Origin of the sequence: Pseudonocardia sp. EC080619-01, assembly GCF_001420995.1 — a bacterium.
Classification (GTDB): Bacteria; Actinomycetota; Actinomycetes; order Mycobacteriales; family Pseudonocardiaceae; genus Pseudonocardia.
In genome coordinates, this window is sequence record NZ_CP012184.1 from 3608719 (window position 1) to 3625649 (window position 16931).

Consider the following 16931-nt stretch of genomic DNA (forward strand, 5'->3'; position numbering starts at 1 on the left):
TCCGTGCTTCGATCCCCGTGTGGGGATCACGTGGGAGGACTACCGCAGCCACGACGCCGTCGGCCTGGCCGGGCTCGTCGCCTCGGGTGAGGTGAGCGCGCCGGAACTGCTGGAGGCGGCGCTCGACCGGGCCGACGCCGTCGAGCCGTCGATCAACGCGATCCGGCACCGGCTGACCGGCAGCGCCCGTGCCCGCGCGCGGGGCGCGCTGACCGGGCCGTTCGCCGGGGTGCCGTTCCTGGTGAAGGACCTCGGCCAGCACATCGCGGGCGTCCCGACGGGCAGCGGAACCCGGCCGCTGGCGTCGTACCCGCGCCCGGAGACCTCCACGGTGGTGCGGCGCTGGCTCGACGCGGGGCTCGTCGTCCTCGGCCGTACCGCGACGCCCGAGTTCGGTGCCCGCGCGGTGACGGAACCGGTCGCCGGCGGCCCGACCCGCAACCCGTGGGACCCGGCCCGCACCCCCGGTGGCAGCTCCGGCGGGTCCGCCGCGGCCGTCGCCGCCGGGATCGTCCCGGCCGCCGGTGCGAGCGACGGCGGAGGGTCGATCCGCATCCCCGCCGCTGCTTGCGGGCTGTTCGGGCTGAAGCCGGGCCGCGGCGTCGTCCCCTCCGGTCCGGAGGCCGACGAGGGGTTCCACGGCGCCGCCGTGCAGGGCGTGCTGTCGCGGACGGTCCGCGACTCCGCGGCGCTGCTCGACGTCGTCGCCGGTCCCGCCCCGGAGAGCCCGTACCTCGTGCGGCCGCCGGAGCGGCCCTACGCCGACGCGGTCCGCGACGATCCTCGCCGCCTGCGGATCGGGATGAGCACGGCGTCCCCGCTCGGCGGAGCCGTGCACCCCGAGGCCGTCGCCGCCGCGGCCGACGCCGCCGAGCTGCTCACCGGGCTCGGGCACGTCGTCGAGGAGTCCGCTCCCGCGGTCGACGGCCGGGCGCTCGCCACCGACTTCCTCACGACGTGGTTCGGGATGATCGCCACGCAGGTCGACGCCGCCCGCCGGCTGACCGGCTGCGGCGACGACGCGTTCGAGACCGCGACCCGGGTGATGGCCGCCATCGGGCGGGCCACCCCGGCACCGGCCTACCTGGGGGCGCAGGCCCGCTGGCAGACCCACACCCGCGCGCTGGCGGAGTTCCACCGGCGCTACGACCTGCTGCTCACCCCGACCCTGGCCCGGCCGCCGTGGCCGATCGGGGAGCTCGACCTGGCCGCGCCGGTCGAGCTGACCGCGCGGGGGCTGCTGTCGGCACGGGCCGGTGGGCTGCTCGGGCGGATGAACCTGGTCGAGAGCCTGGTCGACGCCAACTTCGCCCCGGTCCCCTACACCCAGCTGGCGAACCTGACGGGGCGTCCGGCGTCGTCGGTGCCGCTGTACCGGACGCCCGGCGGGCTGCCGCTCGGCGTCCAGTTCGTCGGACGGCCGGGGTCGGAGCCCGAGCTGCTGGCGCTGGCCGCACAGCTGGAGCGGGCCCGCCCGTGGGCACACCGGGAGCCGCCGCTCGGTCAGCGGTAGTTCGTGAACTGCAGTGCGATGCCGAAGTCCTTCTCCTTCAGCAGTGCGATGACGGCCTGGAGGTCGTCCTTCTTCTTGCCCGAGACGCGCAGCTGGTCGCCCTGGATCTGGGCCTGGACGCCCTTGAGCTTCTCGTCCCGGATCGCCTTGCTGATCTGCTTGGCCTTGTCCTGCGCGATGCCCTGGAGGATCGTGCCGTTCGCCCGGTAGGTCTTGCCGGAGATCGCCGGCTCGTCGGCCTCGAACGCCTTCAGCGAGATGCCCCGCTTGATCAGCTTCTCCTTGAAGACCTCGAGCCCGGCGCGCAGCCGCTCCTCGGTGTCGGACTCGAAGGTGACGGCCTCCTCCCCGGCCCAGGCGACCGTGGTGTTCGTCCCGCGGAAGTCGAACCGCTGCGAGAGCTCCTTCGCGGCCTGGTTGAGGGCGTTGTCGACCTCCTGCCGGTCCACCTTGCTGACGACGTCGAATGACGGGTCCGCCATGTCTCGGTCCTCCTCTCGGGGTCGGGCCCCCCTCGTCGGGGGCTCACGTGTCGTGTCGTATCCTCGTCCACGCACCGAGAGAGAACGACGTGCACCCCGGCTGGTTGCCCGAGCGGCCAAAGGGAGCGGACTGTAAATCCGTCGGCGTAGCCTTCCCAGGTTCGAATCCTGGACCAGCCACCAGGGTTGAGAGAGGCCCCCGACCAGCGGAGACGCTGGGAGCGGGGGCCTTTCTCGTTGTGGGAGTGCTCCTCCCGGCCGGTCGCTCAGCGGCGCAGCGTCTCCTCGGGGGGCTCGCCGAATGCACGGGTGTAGGCGACCCGGAACCGTCCGAGGTCGCCGAACCCCCACCGGCGCGCGAGGGCGGCGATGTCCGGGGCGGTCTCCGGCGCGGCCTGTTCGAGGGCTCTCCGCGCCCCGCGCAGCCGGGCGTCCCAGAGCAGCTCGGAGGGATGCTTCCCGCGGCTCCGGCGCAGGCCCTCCCCGACGTCACGGGTGGACCGTCCCGTCAGGCCGACGATGTCGGTGGGCCCGAGCGGCCGGTCGGCGTGTGCGTCGATGTACTCGGCGACCTCCCGGAGCGTGGCCTCCGGGAGGTCGCCGTGGACCGGTGGGGTCTCGGGGTCGACCGCGCGTGCGAGCGCCGAGTTCGGGATCGTCGAGAGCAGTCCGGTGGCCAGCGTGCGGAACGCCTGGTTCGCCAGGATCGGCTCGGCGACCACCCAGGGGTTGATCAGCACGTCGTCGCGGACGTGCGCGACCGTGCCCGTCCAGAACCGCGCCATCCGCGGGTCCGCGGGCGTGATCCGGTCGAACCGCAGCTGGTCGGGCTCGATCCCGACCATCGCGGCCGCGTGCCGGGCCACCCGGGCGCGGTCGAGGACGACGACGGCCGCGCCGAGCTGCTCGGACGTCGCGACCGCCGGTCCGGTCGGTGGGCTGAGAGCCACCTCGCCCCGGGTCACGCAGGTGTCCTGGTAGCAGGTCTCGGCGTAGGTGAGCCGGCCGGTGAAGGGGCTGGACATCACGAGGACGTCGTCGAGCATCTGGTCGATCGCGTAGGTCAGGTCGATGCCGATCTGCAGCGTGCTCACCACCAGCCCGGGGCCCGTGACCGCGAGCTGGTCGACGGTGAAGTCCTCCGGTCGTCCGGTGAACCGGAGCCGCAGGTCGGCGTAGGAGTCGCGGAAGAACTGCTCGGCGCGTCCGGGATCGGTGGTGGAGAAGCCGGACCGGGTGATCTCGCCGTCGGACCCGTCGCTCGCGGACATCCTCATCCTCGTGCGGTTCGTGCCGAGGGCCGGCGCCTCCCGCGGACGGCCGTGTCCGGGCGCCTCCCACGGGTCCTGGTTCCGGCAGCCGGTTCGGGCGGGACCCGCGGACCGGATTATCCCCGTCCCGGTGGCGACGGCAAGGGGTGCGGACCCAGGACCTCCCGGTAATGGGCGGTGAGCGCCTCGTCGGGCCCGGTGTGTTCCGGGAGCTCCTCGCCGTCGAGGTCCGCGGCGAGTGCGTGGAGGCAGCGGTCCCAGCCGGCCGCGGTGTTCGAGGTCCAGTCCGGGTCCGCGACGGGGTTCTCCAGCCGCAGCACGCAGCCGTCACCGTCGGGGGTGACCGTCCATCGCAGGTGCTCACCGCCCCACGTGAACGCCAGCACCCGGGGCGGGTCCAGCTCGGTGATCTCGGCGGTGTCGACGTCGTCGGCGCCGAACCGGAACGTGATCAGGCCGCCGACGCGGAGATCGGCCTCCACCTCGCAGGGGAACCAGCGGCTCATCCGCTCGGGCTCGGTGAGCGCCGCCCACACCCGTTCGACGGAGTGCGGGTAGCGGCGGGTGAAGTGGAGGACCGGCCCTTCCGGGCCGTGTTCCAGCCTGACGTCGGTGTTCATGCGGTGTCTCCTCCTGCGGGGTCCGTCTCGTCGAGGTACTCGCCGAGCGCCTCGAACCGTTCCGTCCAGTACGCGCGGTGCGGTGCGAGCCAGTCCTCGACCGCCGCCAGCCCGCCGGGCCGCAGGCTGTAGCGACGTTGCTGGGACTCGGCGACGACGTCGACCACGTGCAGGTCGCGCAGCACCCGCAGGTGTTTCGAGACCGTGGGCTGCCCGAGCCCGAGCGCCGTCGTGAGCTCACCGACGACGCACCCGCCCCGGCGGCGGAGCTCGTCGAGGATGGCTCGCCGGGTCGGGTCGGCCAGCACGTCGAAGACGTCGCGCACGAGTCCTAGCATGCCGTTATCGGTATATACGCGTCAAGGAATATCAGGTGCAGCGTTCCCGCAGGGGCGCGACGCCCGGGCCGTCCAGCTCGCCGAGCACGGCGGCACGCCCGGCCAGCGCCGTCACCAGTGCCACCGTGGTCCCGCGGACCAGGGGCCCCGAGCCGTGGGCGAACGGTCCGTCCGTGGCCTCCAGCCGCAGCCCGGCGGCGGCCCGGCGGCTGTTCACGGTGAAGTCGCGGCGCACGAAGAACCCGGCGACGGCGGTGGCCGCCCCGACCGACGGGGCGCGGTCGATGCCGAGCGGGAGCCGGACGTCCTGGCCGTGCACGACGACCTCGCCCAGCCACGCCGCGGTGTGCCCGGACGCCGCCGTCGTGGCGGTGACCACCGCGCGGAAGCGTTCGAGCGTCCCGGCAGGGGTCACGCCCCGGTGCTCCGCGAGCCGGCGGTCGTTGTGGACGCCGTCGTCGAACCGGGCGGCGAGCATGCTCCGCACCCAGCGGAACGTGCCCGTGCTCGCCGCCGCCGTGAGGTGGGCGACGACCTCCTCGACCGTCCAGCGCCCGCACAGCGACGGCGTCGCCCACTGCTCGTCGGTCAGGTCGCCGAGGTCCTCGGCGAGGGCGGCGCGCTCCGCGTGGATCGCGGCCCACAGGTCGTCACGGGTCGTCAGCGGCACGGTCGTCTCCCGGTGGTCGGTGGCCTCGGAAGGGGAGACCGCGGAACACTGCGGAACTCATCCCGGTCCGTCGACACCGAGGAGCACCGATGCCGCGCTGGACGTCGTTCGTCGCGCCCGACACCGAGCCGCCCGTCCGGACGCTGCACGAGGACGGCAACCCGCGACACCGGCTCCGGGTCGAGCACGACGACCGGATCCTGCTGGTGCACCTGTCCGGTGAGGACGGTCCCGGGTGGACGTGCCTGGCCGTCGACCGCGACACGCGGGTGTGGGCGGTCGGGCAGGGCACCCGGCAGATCGACGCGGCCGAGGCCGCCGTCGGGCAGCTGCGCGGCTGACCGGCTCACCCCGCCGGCAGCGCGGGATCCGCTTTCAGCGCCACCCCGGACAGCTTGAGCCGCCACGCCTCACTCATCAGCAGGGCGAGCGTCGTCGCGGCCTCGGCGTACCCGGTGCCGTGCGGGGGCCGGATGTTGGACAGGCAGTTCCGCTCGGAGTCGCGACGGCCGCGGCGGGCGTCGTAGGTGAAGTAGACGCCGAGCGAGTCGACCGAGCTCATCCCGGGCCGCTCGCCGATCAGGACCACCACGCTCCGGGCGCCGACCGCGGTGGCGATCTCGTCGCCGAGCGCCACCCGGGCCTGGGTGGCGACGACGACCGGGGCCACCCGCGCGTCACCGAGCCGGTCGAGGACCTCGGCGAGCATCCCCACCGCGTGGTCGGTCACCGCGAGCGGCGAGAGCCCGTCGGCGACGACGAGCACGACGTCGTGCTCACCCCGCGGCAGCTCCACACCGGGCGCCAGCCGGCGGCCGAGGTCGGGGCGGGTCAGGTACTCGGCGCGGTCGCGCGGGGCGCCGGCCGCACGCAGCGTCGGCACGCCGAGCCCGGCGATCCGGTCGGCGAGCGCGTCGGCGTCGAGCGGGGTGTGGACGGCGTCGCGGGCGGCGGCGTGCGCAGCCCGCAGCTCCAACAGCCGGGCGGTGGGCAGGGCGTCGCCGGCGCGGCCCAGCGCGACCCGGGCCCGGGTCGAGGCGCGCAGGACGTCGAGCGGGTCGGACCCGCCGTGCCCGGTCACCGGACCCCCGCCGTCAGTGCACGCATCGCCGACGCCGGGAGCTCACGGACCCGGCCGTCGTCGTCGAGCATGTCCATCGTCGCCAGCCAGGACGCGAACTCGGGCGCGGGCTGCAGTCCCAGCACCTGGCGGGCGTAGAGCGCGTCGTGGAACGACAGCGACTGGTAGTGCAGCATCACGTCGTCGCCGCCGGGCACGCAGATGACGAACGAGCAGCCCGCGGCGCCGAGCAGGGTGAGCAGGGCGTCGGTGTCGTCGGCGTCGGCCTCGGCGTGGTTGGTGTAGCAGACGTCGACCCCCATCGGGACGCCCAGCAGCTTCCCGCACACGTGGTCCTCCAGCCCGGCCCGGGTGATCTGCTTGCCGTCGCGCAGGTACTCCGGCCCGATGAACCCGACGACGGTGTTGACCAGCAGCGGGTCGAAGGCCCGCGCCACGCCGTAGGCCCGGGTCTCGAGGGTCTGCTGGTCGACGCCGTGGTGCGCGTCGGCGGACAGCGCGCTGCCCTGACCGGTCTCGAAGTACATGCAGTTCGTGCCGACCGTGCCCCGGCCCAGTGCGAGCGCGGCCTCGTGCGCCTCGCGCAGCAGGTCCAGGCCGACGCCGAACCCCTCGTTCGCGGCCTGGGTCCCGGCGATCGACTGGAAGACGAGGTCGACGGGGGCGCCGCGCTCCATGATCTCGATCGACGTCGTGAGATGGGCGAGCACGCAGGACTGGGTGGGGATCTCGTACCGGGTGCGCACCTCGTCGATCAGGTGCAGGAGCTCGGTCGTGCGCTGCGGCGAGTCGGTGGCCGGGTTGATCCCGATGACGGCGTCGCCGCAGCCGAGCAGGAGGCCGTCCACGATGGACGCCGTCACCCCGCCCGGGTCGTCGGTCGGGTGGTTGGGCTGGAGCCGGGTCGCCATCGTGCCCGGCAGCCCGACCGTGGACCGGAACGCCGTGACGACCGGGGTGCGTCGGCCGACCGCGACGAGGTCCTGCAGCCGCATCAGCTTGGCCGTCGCCGCGACCATCTCCGGGGTGAGCCCGGCGGCGAGGGACGTCGTGTCGGTCGAGGGCCGGAGCAGGTGCTCCCGGAACCCGCCGACGGTCATCGACGCGACCGGGGCGAACGCCTCCCGGTCGTGGGTGTCGACGATCAGCCGGGTGACGTCGTCGTCCTCGTACGGGACGACCTGCTCGGAGAGGAACGTCGCCAGGGGGAGGTCGGCCAGGACGCCCTGGGCGGCGACCCGTTCCTGCTCCGACGACGCGCCGATCCCGGCGAGCACGTCACCGGAGCGTTCCGGGGTGGCGGCGGCCAGCAGCGCCGCGAGGTCCGCGAACTCGTAGGTGTGACCACCGAGGGTCGCCCGCCGCCGTGTCATCCCGCCCCCCGCCCGGCCGTCACATCGGCTCCGTCACGTCAGCTCCGCCTCGGCCTCCGCCAGCGCCGCGAACTCCTCGTCCGGCGCGGCGGCCACCAGGTGACGCCGTGAGTAGAGGGCGAAGTACAGCATGAACAGGGCGAAAGCACCCAGGGTCGCGCCCGCGGCGACCGGATCGACCAGGAACGTCGCGACCACCGCCAGCAGCGCGACGACCAGCGCGAACCCGGTCGTGACCGTCCCGCCCGGCGTCCGGTACGGCCGCGGCATCTCCGGCGCCCGCCTGCGCAGCACGATGTGGCTGACCATCATCAGCACGTACGACAGCGCGGCACCGAACACCGCCATGTTCAGCAGCATGTCGCCCTGCCCGGTCAGCGACAGCAGGAACCCGACCAGGCCGGGGACGAGCAGTGCGAGCGTCGGCGCCTTCCGGCCGTTGGTGATCGACAGGACGCGCGGCAGGTACCCGGCGCGGGACAGGGCGAACGTCTGCCGCGAGTAGGCGTAGATGATCGAGAAGAAGCTGGCGACGAGCCCGGCCAGACCGATGTAGTTGACGACGACGGCGGCCGGCGAGCTGCCGAGCGCCTCGACCAGCGGGTTGCCGGACTCCGAGAGGGCGTCGGCACCGAGCGCCCCGGTGGCCAGCACCAGCACCGACGCACCCGTCAGCAGCAGGACGAGCATCGCGGCGAGGATGCCGCGCGGGACGTTGCGCTCCGGGTCCCGCGCCTCCTCGGCCGCCAGCGGGACGCCCTCCAGCGCGAGGAAGAACCAGATCGCGAAGGGCACGGCGGCCCAGACGCCGAGCCACCCGAACGGCAGGAACGGTGACGCGCCCGCCGCAGCGGTCGGCGCGATGTCGACCAGGTTGGCCGGGTCGAACAGCGGGATCGCGGCGACGGCGAACACCACCAGCCCGACCAGCGCGATCGCCGTGATCACGAACATCGCCTTCAGGGCCTCGCCCGCACCGGTGAGGTGGATGCCGATGAAGACGACGTAGGCGGCCAGGTAGACCCACCAGCCGTCGGTGATCCCGAACAGGCCCAGCGACTCGACGTAGGCGCCGATGAAGGTCGCGATCGCGGCCGGGGCGATCGCGTACTCGATGAGGATCGCCGTCCCGGTGGCGAACCCGCCCCACGGCCCGAGCGCGCGGCGGGCGAACGTGTAGCCGCCGCCGGCAGCCGGGAGCGCCGAGGACAGCTCGGCCATGCCCAGGACCATCGCGAAGTACATCGCGGCGATGACGATCCCGGCGACGAGCAGGCCCCCGAAACCGCCCTCGGCCAGGCCGAAGTTCCATCCGGAGTAGTCGCCGGAGATGACGTAGCTGACGCCGAGGCCGGCGAGCAGCACCCAGCCGGCGGCGCCCGTGCGGAGCGTGCGTCGGGCCAGGTAGTCCTCGGTCGGGTCGCTCATGGGGCACGCCTCCGCTCGTCGGGTGAGCGGATCGTAGGAGTGACCCCCGGCCGGGTGGGATACGCCGTTGTGAGGGTTCTGTTTCGTGATGCAGCGGGCGGAAGACGACGCGAGAGGGTGACGCGGGCTCACGCGGCCGTGCGGAGGTACATCACGGAGCGTGGTCCACGAAAAGGATGCGCGTCCGTTCGGGTCCACCGTGGTGACGGTCCGTCGTACGGCGCGTCCGTCGGGGCCGGTTCGACGAAGATCGGGATGCCGGAAGAGAGCAGTATCCTCGCCGAAAGTAATCCCACTGGTCCGATGGTGGTAAGGAATTCGTTGGATCGAGGTACGACCGGATAGCGTTCTGTGCATCGGCGGGGCTCCCGAACCCACGCCGAACACGCCGGTCCGACACGGACCCGTACACAAACGGAGAATGAACTGTGCTGAAGAAGGCTGGAATCGTCACCGCTGGTGTCACCGCCGGGCTGCTCGCCGTCTCGCCGCTGGCGTTCGCCGGTGACGGTGGCCACGGGCACGGGCACGGCGGGGACGTCAACGCCAAGCAGATCAACAACATCGACCAGAACGACTCGAACCGCCAGTCCGGTCTGATCAACGTCGGCGACGTCAACGCCCTGAACAACGCCAACGTGCTCTCCTGCTCGCTGAACAGCGTCGACATCGCCGCCAGCGTGCTGGGTGTGCTGGGTGGGCAGGCCGTGAACGGCGAGGACGCCCCGGCCGTCTCCGAGTGCTCCCCGGGCTCGACCTCGCAGACCAACATCGACGGCTGATCCAGGCCGACGATCTGTCGCGCCCGCCCGGACCCGGGGCCGTCTCCCCGGGCCGGACGGAACGCGTGCACCGGACATCCCCCGCTCTCGAACCGGAGCGGGGGATTCCTGCATTCCCGGGACCGGTTCCGTGACGATTCCGGGAATGCGCCGGAATGTGCTCAGGGGTGGTACGGCAGAACCACGTGCGACGGGTGGTCCGGGCCGTGCAGAATCTCGTACCGGATGGGACGGCCGTCGATCGCCGCCGACATCCGTTCACCCGTTCCGTGGTTGCGGGCGAACCGCGGGAACGCGGCCCCCGCGATCTGCACGCGCAGCCGGTGCCCGGCGCGGACCCGGTACCCGGTCGGGCTCAATGCCATCCGGACGACGGTCGTGCCGTCCGGCGCGCTCGCCTCCCGCCCGGGGACGAGGCGGTGCATCGCGTCGGTGACGTTCGACGACGTCCCGTCCGGCGCGACGTCGCACACCCGGACGAAGACGTCACCGGCGCCCGAGTCGGTGCGGACGTAGACGACCGCCGACACGTCGCCGAGCAGGTCGAGATCGGTCTCCAGCGGCGCCCCGGTGTAGACCAGCACGTCGTCGCGGGCCTCGATGTCGCGGTTGTCGTGCTGCTTCGACGGCGGCTGCAGCATCGGCCCGCCCACGGTCGGCGTCGGGTCGGCCGGGTCGTAGACGAACGTGCCTGCCCCGGCCGGGCCGGTCGAGTCGCTGCGCAGCCGGGACCCGGGGGCCAGGTACCACTCGGTCGGCTGCGCGTCCGGCGGCGGCCAGCATGGCAGGTCGGTCCACCGGTCGGCGTGCTCGACCCACGCGCGGACCGGGGCGCGGCCGTCGTGCTCGCCGCCGTGCAGGTGCACGCCGAGCCAGTGCACCATCTCCTGCGCGATCGTCGGCAGCGAGCTCCGGTCGCCGTGGGTCCAGGGCCCGATCGTGATGCGGGCGGTCGCGCCGCCCCGCTGGAGCGCGGTGAAGTCGACCAGCTGCCGGTCGAGGAACAGGTCCCACCAGCCGGTGACCATGCAGACCGGGGGCATCGCGGCGGCGTCGAACCCGTCGTGCTCGGCGGGCGCCCAGAACTCGCGCGGCGACTCGGCGTGCTCGACGAAGTCGCGCCAGAACACCACCGGTGCGCCGGTCAGCGCCACGTCGGCGGCCTGCAGCGGCAGCGACGCCACGGCGCGGCGCTTGCGACGGCTGAACACCGGCGTCGCGAGGAAGCCGGTGACCGCGCCGATCCGCTCCTGCCTGCCGATCTGGTTGACCCAGCTCGCCAGGTTCAGCAGGCCCGGTGCGCCGCCCGGGTAGAACGTGCTGGTGAACTCCGACGCGGTGATGTCGGCGTTCATCGAGGCCAGGCCCGGACGGGCGTACGGGGCGATCGCCCACTGGGTGTGCCCGACGTAGCTCGGCCCGACCATCGACACACGGCCGTCGCACCAGTCCTGCTCACGCACCCAGTCCAGGGTGTCGAGCCCGTCCGGGCTCTCGTGCAGGAAGGGCCGGAACTGCCCGCCGGACCCGAAGGTCCCGCGGGTGGACTGCACCAGCACCTGGAAGCCGCGCCGGGCCAGCAGCGAGCCGATGATCGACCCGAGACCGTCGCGCCCGTAGGGCGTGCGCATGAGGACCGTCGGCCGCGGCTCGACCGGCCCGGGACGGCGGTAGAGGTCGGCGAGCAGCACCACACCGTCGGACAACGGGACCCGCAGGTCCCGCTCACGCACGTACGGCGTGGTGTCGGTGAACCCCAGCCGCCGATCGACCAGGCGTTCCGCGAGCGCGGCCATCGTCACCTCCCCCTCGCACCCGCTCGATGCGGGGCTGGACCGATCGTAGGAGAACCCGGTTGCTCCATCCGGGCCGCCGCCGGAAGCCGGCCCGTCGGGTGGTCGAGGGCGGTCGGCCGGAACTGTCGGGGGGCCCGCGTACCGTGCGCCCCCGTGCGGGTCGAGCGGATGACGTGTTGCGGTCGGGAGTGGGTCGGACCGGACCGGGCGCACTGCTGTGGCCGCTTCGGCGGCTGCGGCGCGGTGTTCGACGACGCGGAGCTCTGGGACACCCACCGGCGGCGCGGGGCGTGCGTCGCCGACCCGGGCGAGCTGGGCCTCGTCGCCACCCGCAACGGGATCTGGCTCCGGGCGCTCGACGCGGGGGTCTGAGCCCGCCACCCGGGGATCAGGACGCGGCCCGGGTGATCCCGCGGAACACGGCGTCGGTCGTGCCGGGGTTGCGCACGACCACGAGATCCAGGCCGGTGAACCACAGGACCGATCCCGCGCCGAAGGTGCGGCTGCCACCGGCCGAGCAGCAGAGCTCGATCTCCCCGGCGTCGACGACGACCAGGGCCCCGCGCCACTCGTCCTCGTCGTGCGGGCGGCTCCCGCCGGGGAGCAGCGTGATCGTGCGCGTGTGGAAGGTCGGTGCGCCCGGCATCGGCTCACCCCCTCACGGACCCGGCTCGGCAGTGGGGACCGGCCGGCACCCGGAAAATCATCGGGCCGGCCTGACCCGCCCCATGATCGCCCGGCGCGGGTCAGGCCGCAGCGGGGAGCCCGAGCGCGCCGTCGACGGTCTCGTGGCCGATCCGGGAGGCCGCGGCGACGCGGCCCGGATCGGTGGTCAGGCCCCGCACTCCGGCCGACGTGTGCGGGGCGAGCGTGAGCAGGTGCGCCCCGGCCCGGTCCGGGTGCGCCGCGTCGGTCAGCAGCGACAGACACTCGCCGTGCCGGCTCGCGTCCTGTGCCATCCGGCCCAGACCGGGGGCGAGCCGGTCCAGCGACCGTGCCCAGAGCGGGGCGCGGGCGTCGGCCGGCGTCGCGACGAGCTCGTCGACGGTGCGCGTCATCAGCGCCAGCACGTGGGTGGCGCCGCCGCGCAGCGCCCGGGCCACCGGCAGCGGGTCGCTCACCGACCCGTCGATCCAGTCGTCGTCGCCGATCCGGACGGGCGGCCCGGCGAGCAGCGGGATCGCCGCCGTCGCACGCATCGCGGACTTCCAGGCGTGGCCGTCGGGCAGGCCGGTCAGCACGTGCGCCGAGAGGTCCGAGGCGCGGGTGACCAGCACGTGCAGCGGCACCGGGCTGGTCACCAGCGACGACCAGTCGGTCGGCTTGGACTCCACGAGGATGTGGTCGAGCAGGTGATCGAGCGACACCATCGGACGGCGGGTCCCGCAGCGGCGCGGGTCGATGAACTCCCGGCTCGCCATGTCGTCGCAGAAGATCCGCGACGCGTCCGCACCGTGCCCGAGCACCAGCGCCGTCCCGACGAACGCGCCCGCCGAGCTGCCCCACACCTCGTCGAAGCAGCCGGCGAGGCCCGCGGCCTCCAGGGCGTGCACCATCCCGCCGGCGTAGGCGCCACGCATCCCGCCACCGCCGACGACGAGGGCCAGCCGGTGGTCGTCGGCGTGCGCGCCGGCGCCGCGGCCCGCGGTCCGGCGCCGCTCGAGCAGCGCGAGGACCTCGGCGTCGCCGTGGGCCCCCGGGGAGAGCGAGTGGCTGCGCATCGGCCCATCATCGCGACGGGCCGGACGGAGCCCGCCGCCGCGGTACCCGGCGACGACGAGCGGACCGCTCGCGTACCACCGGCCGCCGGACCGGCGCCGCCCACCGCCCCGTCCCGGATGCCGGTACGGGCCCTAGTAGGTTCGCCCGACCAGGGGGTAACACCGTGACGCAACGACGCCAGCTGCGGTTGGGGGCGATCGAGTCGACGTCGCTTCCGGCCGCGTCGGCCCGCGCGAGTGACGCGCGCCGCCGCCGTCCGGTGGTGGGCGACCCGGCCGCCGCGGGGCTCGCCGACGATCTCGATCTCGGAACGGCACCGGGCCGCACCGACGCGCTCTGCATGATGCTGCGCGGCGCGGTGCTCGACCACTGGGTGCGGGAGTTCGTCGCCGAGCACCCGTCGGGGACGGTCGTGGAGCTCGGGCCGGGCCTCGACGGGCGGGCCGGGCGGCTCGGCGCGGAGGGCCCGGCGCACTGGATCGACGTCGAGCTCCCGGAGATCGCGGACCTGCGGCGCGAGCTCCTGCCGGGCCCGGCGCACCTGGTGTCCGGGTCGGCGCTCGACGAGGACTGGATGGAGCTCGCCCGCGAGCTGCCCGGGCCCCACCTCGTGGTGTCCGACCAGGTCCTGGCGCTGCTGCCGGAGCAGGGCGTGCAGCGGATCGTGTTCACGGCCGCCCGGATGCTGCCCGGCGCGACCCTGGTGACCGACGTGCTGTCCCGGGCAGCCGCCGACCGGCTGGTCGCCGGCCCGCTGCAGGGCCTCGACGTCGACTGGACCTGTGAGGACCCCCGCGAGCTGGAGCCGTGGGGCCTGCGCCTGCTGGAGGCCTGCGGCGCCGGGGTGCCGCCCGCCGCCGTCGCGGCGCGCCTGCCGCGCACGACCCGTGCGATGGCGGCCGGACTGCGGACGGTCCCCGCGCTGCGCGGCCACCGCCTGGCCCGCTACGAGCTGCTGGCGGCCTGACCGGCGCGACGAGCGTCCACCCGTCCGGTGACGGCTCGCACGGCGAGGATCGTCGGAGTGGCGGAGCGCGCGTCGGTAGGGTCGGCCCGGTGACGGTTCCGAAGATCGAGGTGGACCCGGCCGAGGTCGGGTTCGATGCGGAGCGGCTGGCCCGGATCGACACCCATTTCCGCCGCTACGTCGACGACGGCAGGCTCCCCGGCTGGACGATCGCGGTCGCGCGGCACGACCGCGTCGCGCACGTCTCGCACCACGGGTACCGCGACGTCGACGCGCGGACCCCGGTCACCGACGACACGATCTGGCGCATCTACTCGATGACCAAGCCGATCACGTCGATCGCGACGCTCATGCTCTGGGAGCGCGGCGCGCTGGAGCTGACCGACCCGGTGTCGCGCTACATCCCGGCGTTCGCCGACCAGCGGGTCTACCGCGGCGGGTCGGCCCTGAACCCGGGGACCGACGCGGCCGTCGAGCCCGTCCGGATCCACCACCTGCTCACCCACACCGCCGGTCTCACCTACGGCTTCCACCACGCGCACCCGGTGGACGAGATGTACCGCTCGAAGGGCTTCGAGTTCGGCGCCCCCGCCGGGATGGACCTCGCGACGGCCACCGAGCACTTCGCGTCGTTCCCGCTGCTGTTCCAGCCCGGCACCGAGTGGAACTACTCGGTGGCCACCGACGTGCTCGGGCGGGTCGTCGAGGTCGCGTCGGGCCGGCGGCTCGACGAGTTCTTCCGCGAAGAGATCACCGGCCCGCTGGGGATGACCGAGACGACGTTCTCGGTCGCGCCGGACTCGCCGGAGGCCGAGCGGCTCGCGACGCTCTACAACGCCAAGCCCGGCGGCGGGCTCGTCGTCAACAAGGTGCTGGCGCGCACGGCGACCCGGGAGCCGGACTACCTCTCCGGCGGCGGCGGGCTGCTCTCCACCGCGGGCGACTACCTGCGGTTCGCCCGCATGCTGGCCCGCGGCGGCGAGCTCGACGGCGTCCGGATCGTGGGACCGCGCACGCTCGCCGCGGCGACCCGCAACCACCTGCCCGGCGGTGAGGACCTCGACACGGTCGGCCGCCCGATCTTCTCCGAGTCCGCGTTCGCCGGCGTCGGCTTCGGACTCGGCTTCTCCGTGGTGATCGACCCGGCGGCGGCCAAGCAGCTCGCCAACCCGGGCACCTTCGCCTGGGGCGGGCTCGCCTCCACCGCATTCTGGGTGGACCCGGTCGACGACGTCGTCGCCCTCTTCTTCACCCAGCTGGTGCCGTCGAGCACCTACCCGATCCGTTCCCAGCTCCAGACCCTCGTGCAGCAGGCGGTGATCGACCGATGAGTGACCGACCGGCGATGCAGGCCGGACCAGGACTCGCGTTCGTCGTACGGACGCTGGTGGTCGCGGCGTCGCTGTGGGTGGCGACCGTCCTCGTCAGCGGCATCGACCTCAGTGCCGGGTCGACAGGGGCCCGGGCCGGGACGCTGCTCGCCGTCGCGCTGGTGTTCGGCGTGGTGAACGCGATCGTGAAGCCCGTCGTGGCGACGCTCGGCTGCCCGCTCTACATCCTCACGCTCGGGCTGTTCGCCCTGGTGGTGAACGCGCTGATGTTCATGCTGACCGGCTGGCTGGCCGGTCTGGTGGACCTGCCGTTCGTCGTCGACGGGTTCTGGTCCGCGTTCTGGGGCGCGATCATCGTCGGGATCGTGTCGTTCTTCCTGCACCTCGTGATCCCGGACCGCTACGACGCCCGCTGACCCGGCGGCCCCGGCGGGGGCCGTCAGACCGGCCAGGTCTCCTGCCGGTGCGCGGCGTCCCAGAACATCCACTCGTAGCGCGACGTCGTCGTGAAGTGCTCGCGCATCAGGGCGAGCTCCGCGACGGACGCGGCCGCACCGGCCCGGTCGGTGGCGTCCAGGGCGGCGTCGACCACCGCGCGGTACTCCTCACCGGCGTACATGTCGATCCAGCGCTGGTAGAGGGGGTCCTGCGAGCCGGTCCCGACCAGGTGCTCGCCGACCTTCGCGTAGATCCAGTAACAGGGGAGCACCGCGGCGACGCCCTCCGCCCACGACCCGCCGTACACGGCGGCGAGCAGGTAGCTGACGTAGGCGCGGGTGGCCGGGGCGACCGGCGCCGTGCGGGCCTGCTCGGAGGTGAGGCCCAGCGCGCCGAGCAGGTCGTCGTGCAGCTCGCGCTCGGCGGTGATCGCACCGCCGGCGTGCTCGGCGAACATCAGGGTGTCGTCGTCGGTGGGGGCCTTCGCCGCGCACACCGCGAGCGCCTTCGCGTAGCCGCGCAGGTAGTGCGCGTCCTGGACGATGTAGTGCCGGAACGTGTCGTGGGGCAACGATCCGTCGGTCAGCCCGGTGACGAACGGGTGCCGGAGGATCTTCCCGTGGATGGTCTCGACGTCCGACCAGAGCAGGTCACGCGTGCGGTCCGCCATCCGTCCACCGTAGTCACGAGGCCCGGCGGGACCTGTGATCATCCGGGCAACACCTGCTCAACGCGCCGTCAACCGTGCGGTGACGTGCAGATTGAGACGCAGCGCACTTCTGCGTGCGAATCGCGGATCGTCCGTCACCATGAGGACCGGCGGGCACCTCAGCGCGGAGAGCGCGCCGAAGTCGAGTCCCCCAAAGCGGAGGTGAGGGCATGAGCGCACCGGCGCCCATGGAGCACCACGAGAAGATGCGGATGCGGGCAGCCGCGTTCCGTGCCACCCGGGTGTACCCCGGTCCGGTCGGCGAACTGATCTCCCGGGAGCTCCTCGCCTGGGAGGACTTCGGCTACCGGCTCGGCGGGAACCGTCTCGTCGGTGAGCTGATGGAGCACGTCCTCAAGTCGCAGCCCGCAGGGCAGCAGGAGTCCCGCACGGACGCCGCCTGAGCCGGC

General features: G+C 73.5%; 20 protein-coding genes and 1 tRNA gene. 9 read left to right on the forward strand and 12 right to left on the reverse strand.

Annotated features, from left to right (window positions below; all coding sequences use genetic code 11):
• Nucleotides 1-25: 25 nt before the first annotated feature.
• On the forward strand, nt 26-1513 hold the full coding sequence (locus tag AD017_RS16845; protein WP_060576441.1) for an amidase: 1488 nt from the start codon (nt 26-28) through the stop codon (nt 1511-1513).
• On the opposite strand, the gene AD017_RS16850 is transcribed toward AD017_RS16845, so the two are convergent.
• Nucleotides 1504-1995, reverse strand: coding sequence for a YajQ family cyclic di-GMP-binding protein (locus AD017_RS16850; protein WP_060574795.1), 492 nt, complete (start codon nt 1993-1995; stop codon nt 1504-1506). The genes AD017_RS16845 and AD017_RS16850 overlap by 10 nt on opposite strands.
• A 98-nt stretch (nt 1996-2093) precedes the next feature.
• Here AD017_RS16850 and AD017_RS16855 point away from each other — a divergent pair.
• Nucleotides 2094-2178 (forward strand) — tRNA-Tyr (locus AD017_RS16855).
• 83 nt (nt 2179-2261) lie between these two features.
• Here the strand turns inward: AD017_RS16855 and AD017_RS16860 are convergent.
• From AD017_RS16860 to AD017_RS16875, 4 genes are all read right to left on the reverse strand, one after another.
• Complete coding sequence (locus AD017_RS16860) at nt 2262-3266, reverse strand: helix-turn-helix domain-containing protein (protein WP_060574796.1); 1005 nt, start codon at nt 3264-3266, stop codon at nt 2262-2264.
• Between the two features lie 116 nt (nt 3267-3382).
• Nucleotides 3383-3886 carry an SRPBCC family protein gene (locus tag AD017_RS16865; protein WP_060574797.1) on the reverse strand — a complete coding sequence of 168 codons (504 nt, stop codon included), beginning with the start codon at nt 3884-3886 and terminating at the stop codon, nt 3383-3385.
• A complete protein-coding gene (locus tag AD017_RS16870) occupies nt 3883-4224 on the reverse strand; it encodes a helix-turn-helix transcriptional regulator (protein ID WP_033200686.1) in 342 nt (113 codons plus the stop codon). The genes AD017_RS16865 and AD017_RS16870 overlap by 4 nt, the downstream gene beginning before the upstream one ends.
• A 31-nt stretch (nt 4225-4255) precedes the next feature.
• A complete protein-coding gene (locus AD017_RS16875) occupies nt 4256-4894 on the reverse strand; it encodes a maleylpyruvate isomerase family mycothiol-dependent enzyme (RefSeq protein WP_060574798.1) in 639 nt (212 codons plus the stop codon).
• An 89-nt stretch (nt 4895-4983) separates the two neighbouring features.
• Here AD017_RS16875 and AD017_RS16880 point away from each other — a divergent pair, with 89 nt between their 5' ends.
• Nucleotides 4984-5235 carry a hypothetical protein gene (locus AD017_RS16880; RefSeq protein ID WP_060574799.1) on the forward strand — a complete coding sequence of 84 codons (252 nt, stop codon included), beginning with the start codon at nt 4984-4986 and terminating at the stop codon, nt 5233-5235.
• Nucleotides 5236-5240: 5 nt separating this feature from the next.
• Here the strand turns inward: AD017_RS16880 and eutC are convergent, their stop codons facing one another.
• From eutC to eat, 3 genes are read right to left on the reverse strand one after another with little or no spacing between them, the layout of a single operon-like run.
• On the reverse strand, nt 5241-5975 hold the full coding sequence (gene eutC / locus AD017_RS16885) for an ethanolamine ammonia-lyase subunit EutC (protein ID WP_060574800.1): 735 nt from the start codon (nt 5973-5975) through the stop codon (nt 5241-5243).
• Nucleotides 5972-7348 carry an ethanolamine ammonia-lyase subunit EutB gene (locus AD017_RS16890; protein WP_010243169.1) on the reverse strand — a complete coding sequence of 459 codons (1377 nt, stop codon included), beginning with the start codon at nt 7346-7348 and terminating at the stop codon, nt 5972-5974. The genes eutC and AD017_RS16890 overlap by 4 nt, the downstream gene beginning before the upstream one ends.
• 33 nt (nt 7349-7381) lie before the next feature.
• The gene (gene eat, locus AD017_RS16895) at nt 7382-8776 is read right to left on the reverse strand and encodes an ethanolamine permease (protein ID WP_010243171.1); all 1395 of its coding nucleotides are present in this window, start codon (nt 8774-8776) and stop codon (nt 7382-7384) included.
• Nucleotides 8777-9204: 428 nt separating this feature from the next.
• Here eat and AD017_RS16900 point away from each other — a divergent pair, with 428 nt between their 5' ends.
• Nucleotides 9205-9558 (forward strand): hypothetical protein, encoded by a 354-nt coding sequence (locus AD017_RS16900; protein WP_010243173.1) that lies wholly within the window; start codon nt 9205-9207, stop codon nt 9556-9558.
• A 161-nt stretch (nt 9559-9719) separates the two neighbouring features.
• Here AD017_RS16900 and AD017_RS16905 read toward each other — a convergent pair whose 3' ends face one another.
• Nucleotides 9720-11354 carry a CocE/NonD family hydrolase gene (locus AD017_RS16905; RefSeq protein ID WP_060574801.1) on the reverse strand — a complete coding sequence of 545 codons (1635 nt, stop codon included), beginning with the start codon at nt 11352-11354 and terminating at the stop codon, nt 9720-9722.
• A gap of 153 nt (nt 11355-11507) precedes the next feature.
• On the opposite strand from AD017_RS16905, the gene AD017_RS16910 reads away from it, so the two are divergent.
• The gene (locus tag AD017_RS16910; RefSeq protein WP_010243177.1) at nt 11508-11726 is read left to right on the forward strand and encodes a hypothetical protein; all 219 of its coding nucleotides are present in this window, start codon (nt 11508-11510) and stop codon (nt 11724-11726) included.
• Nucleotides 11727-11742: 16 nt separating this feature from the next.
• Here the strand turns inward: AD017_RS16910 and AD017_RS16915 are convergent, their stop codons facing one another.
• Nucleotides 11743-12000 carry a hypothetical protein gene (locus AD017_RS16915; protein WP_010243179.1) on the reverse strand — a complete coding sequence of 86 codons (258 nt, stop codon included), beginning with the start codon at nt 11998-12000 and terminating at the stop codon, nt 11743-11745.
• Between the two features lie 100 nt (nt 12001-12100).
• A complete protein-coding gene (locus tag AD017_RS16920; protein ID WP_060574802.1) occupies nt 12101-13075 on the reverse strand; it encodes a patatin-like phospholipase family protein in 975 nt (324 codons plus the stop codon).
• Between the two features lie 164 nt (nt 13076-13239).
• On the opposite strand from AD017_RS16920, the gene AD017_RS16925 reads away from it, so the two are divergent.
• The 3 genes from AD017_RS16925 to AD017_RS16935 all read left to right on the forward strand — a co-directional run bounded on the left by AD017_RS16925 (nt 13240) and on the right by AD017_RS16935 (nt 15790).
• Nucleotides 13240-14043, forward strand: a complete 804-nt coding sequence (locus AD017_RS16925) for a class I SAM-dependent methyltransferase (RefSeq protein WP_082398771.1) — start codon at nt 13240-13242, stop codon at nt 14041-14043.
• An 89-nt stretch (nt 14044-14132) separates the two neighbouring features.
• Nucleotides 14133-15374 carry a serine hydrolase gene (locus AD017_RS16930; RefSeq protein ID WP_060574803.1) on the forward strand — a complete coding sequence of 414 codons (1242 nt, stop codon included), beginning with the start codon at nt 14133-14135 and terminating at the stop codon, nt 15372-15374.
• On the forward strand, nt 15371-15790 hold the full coding sequence (locus tag AD017_RS16935; RefSeq protein WP_227012767.1) for a phage holin family protein: 420 nt from the start codon (nt 15371-15373) through the stop codon (nt 15788-15790). Before AD017_RS16930 ends, AD017_RS16935 begins: the two co-directional genes overlap by 4 nt.
• Before the next feature lie 23 nt (nt 15791-15813).
• Here the strand turns inward: AD017_RS16935 and tenA are convergent, their stop codons facing one another.
• The gene (gene tenA / locus AD017_RS16940; protein WP_010243188.1) at nt 15814-16482 is read right to left on the reverse strand and encodes a thiaminase II; all 669 of its coding nucleotides are present in this window, start codon (nt 16480-16482) and stop codon (nt 15814-15816) included.
• Nucleotides 16483-16691: 209 nt separating this feature from the next.
• On the opposite strand from tenA, the gene AD017_RS16945 reads away from it, so the two are divergent.
• Complete coding sequence (locus AD017_RS16945; RefSeq protein WP_139316882.1) at nt 16692-16925, forward strand: hypothetical protein; 234 nt, start codon at nt 16692-16694, stop codon at nt 16923-16925.
• Nucleotides 16926-16931: the final 6 nt, after the last annotated feature.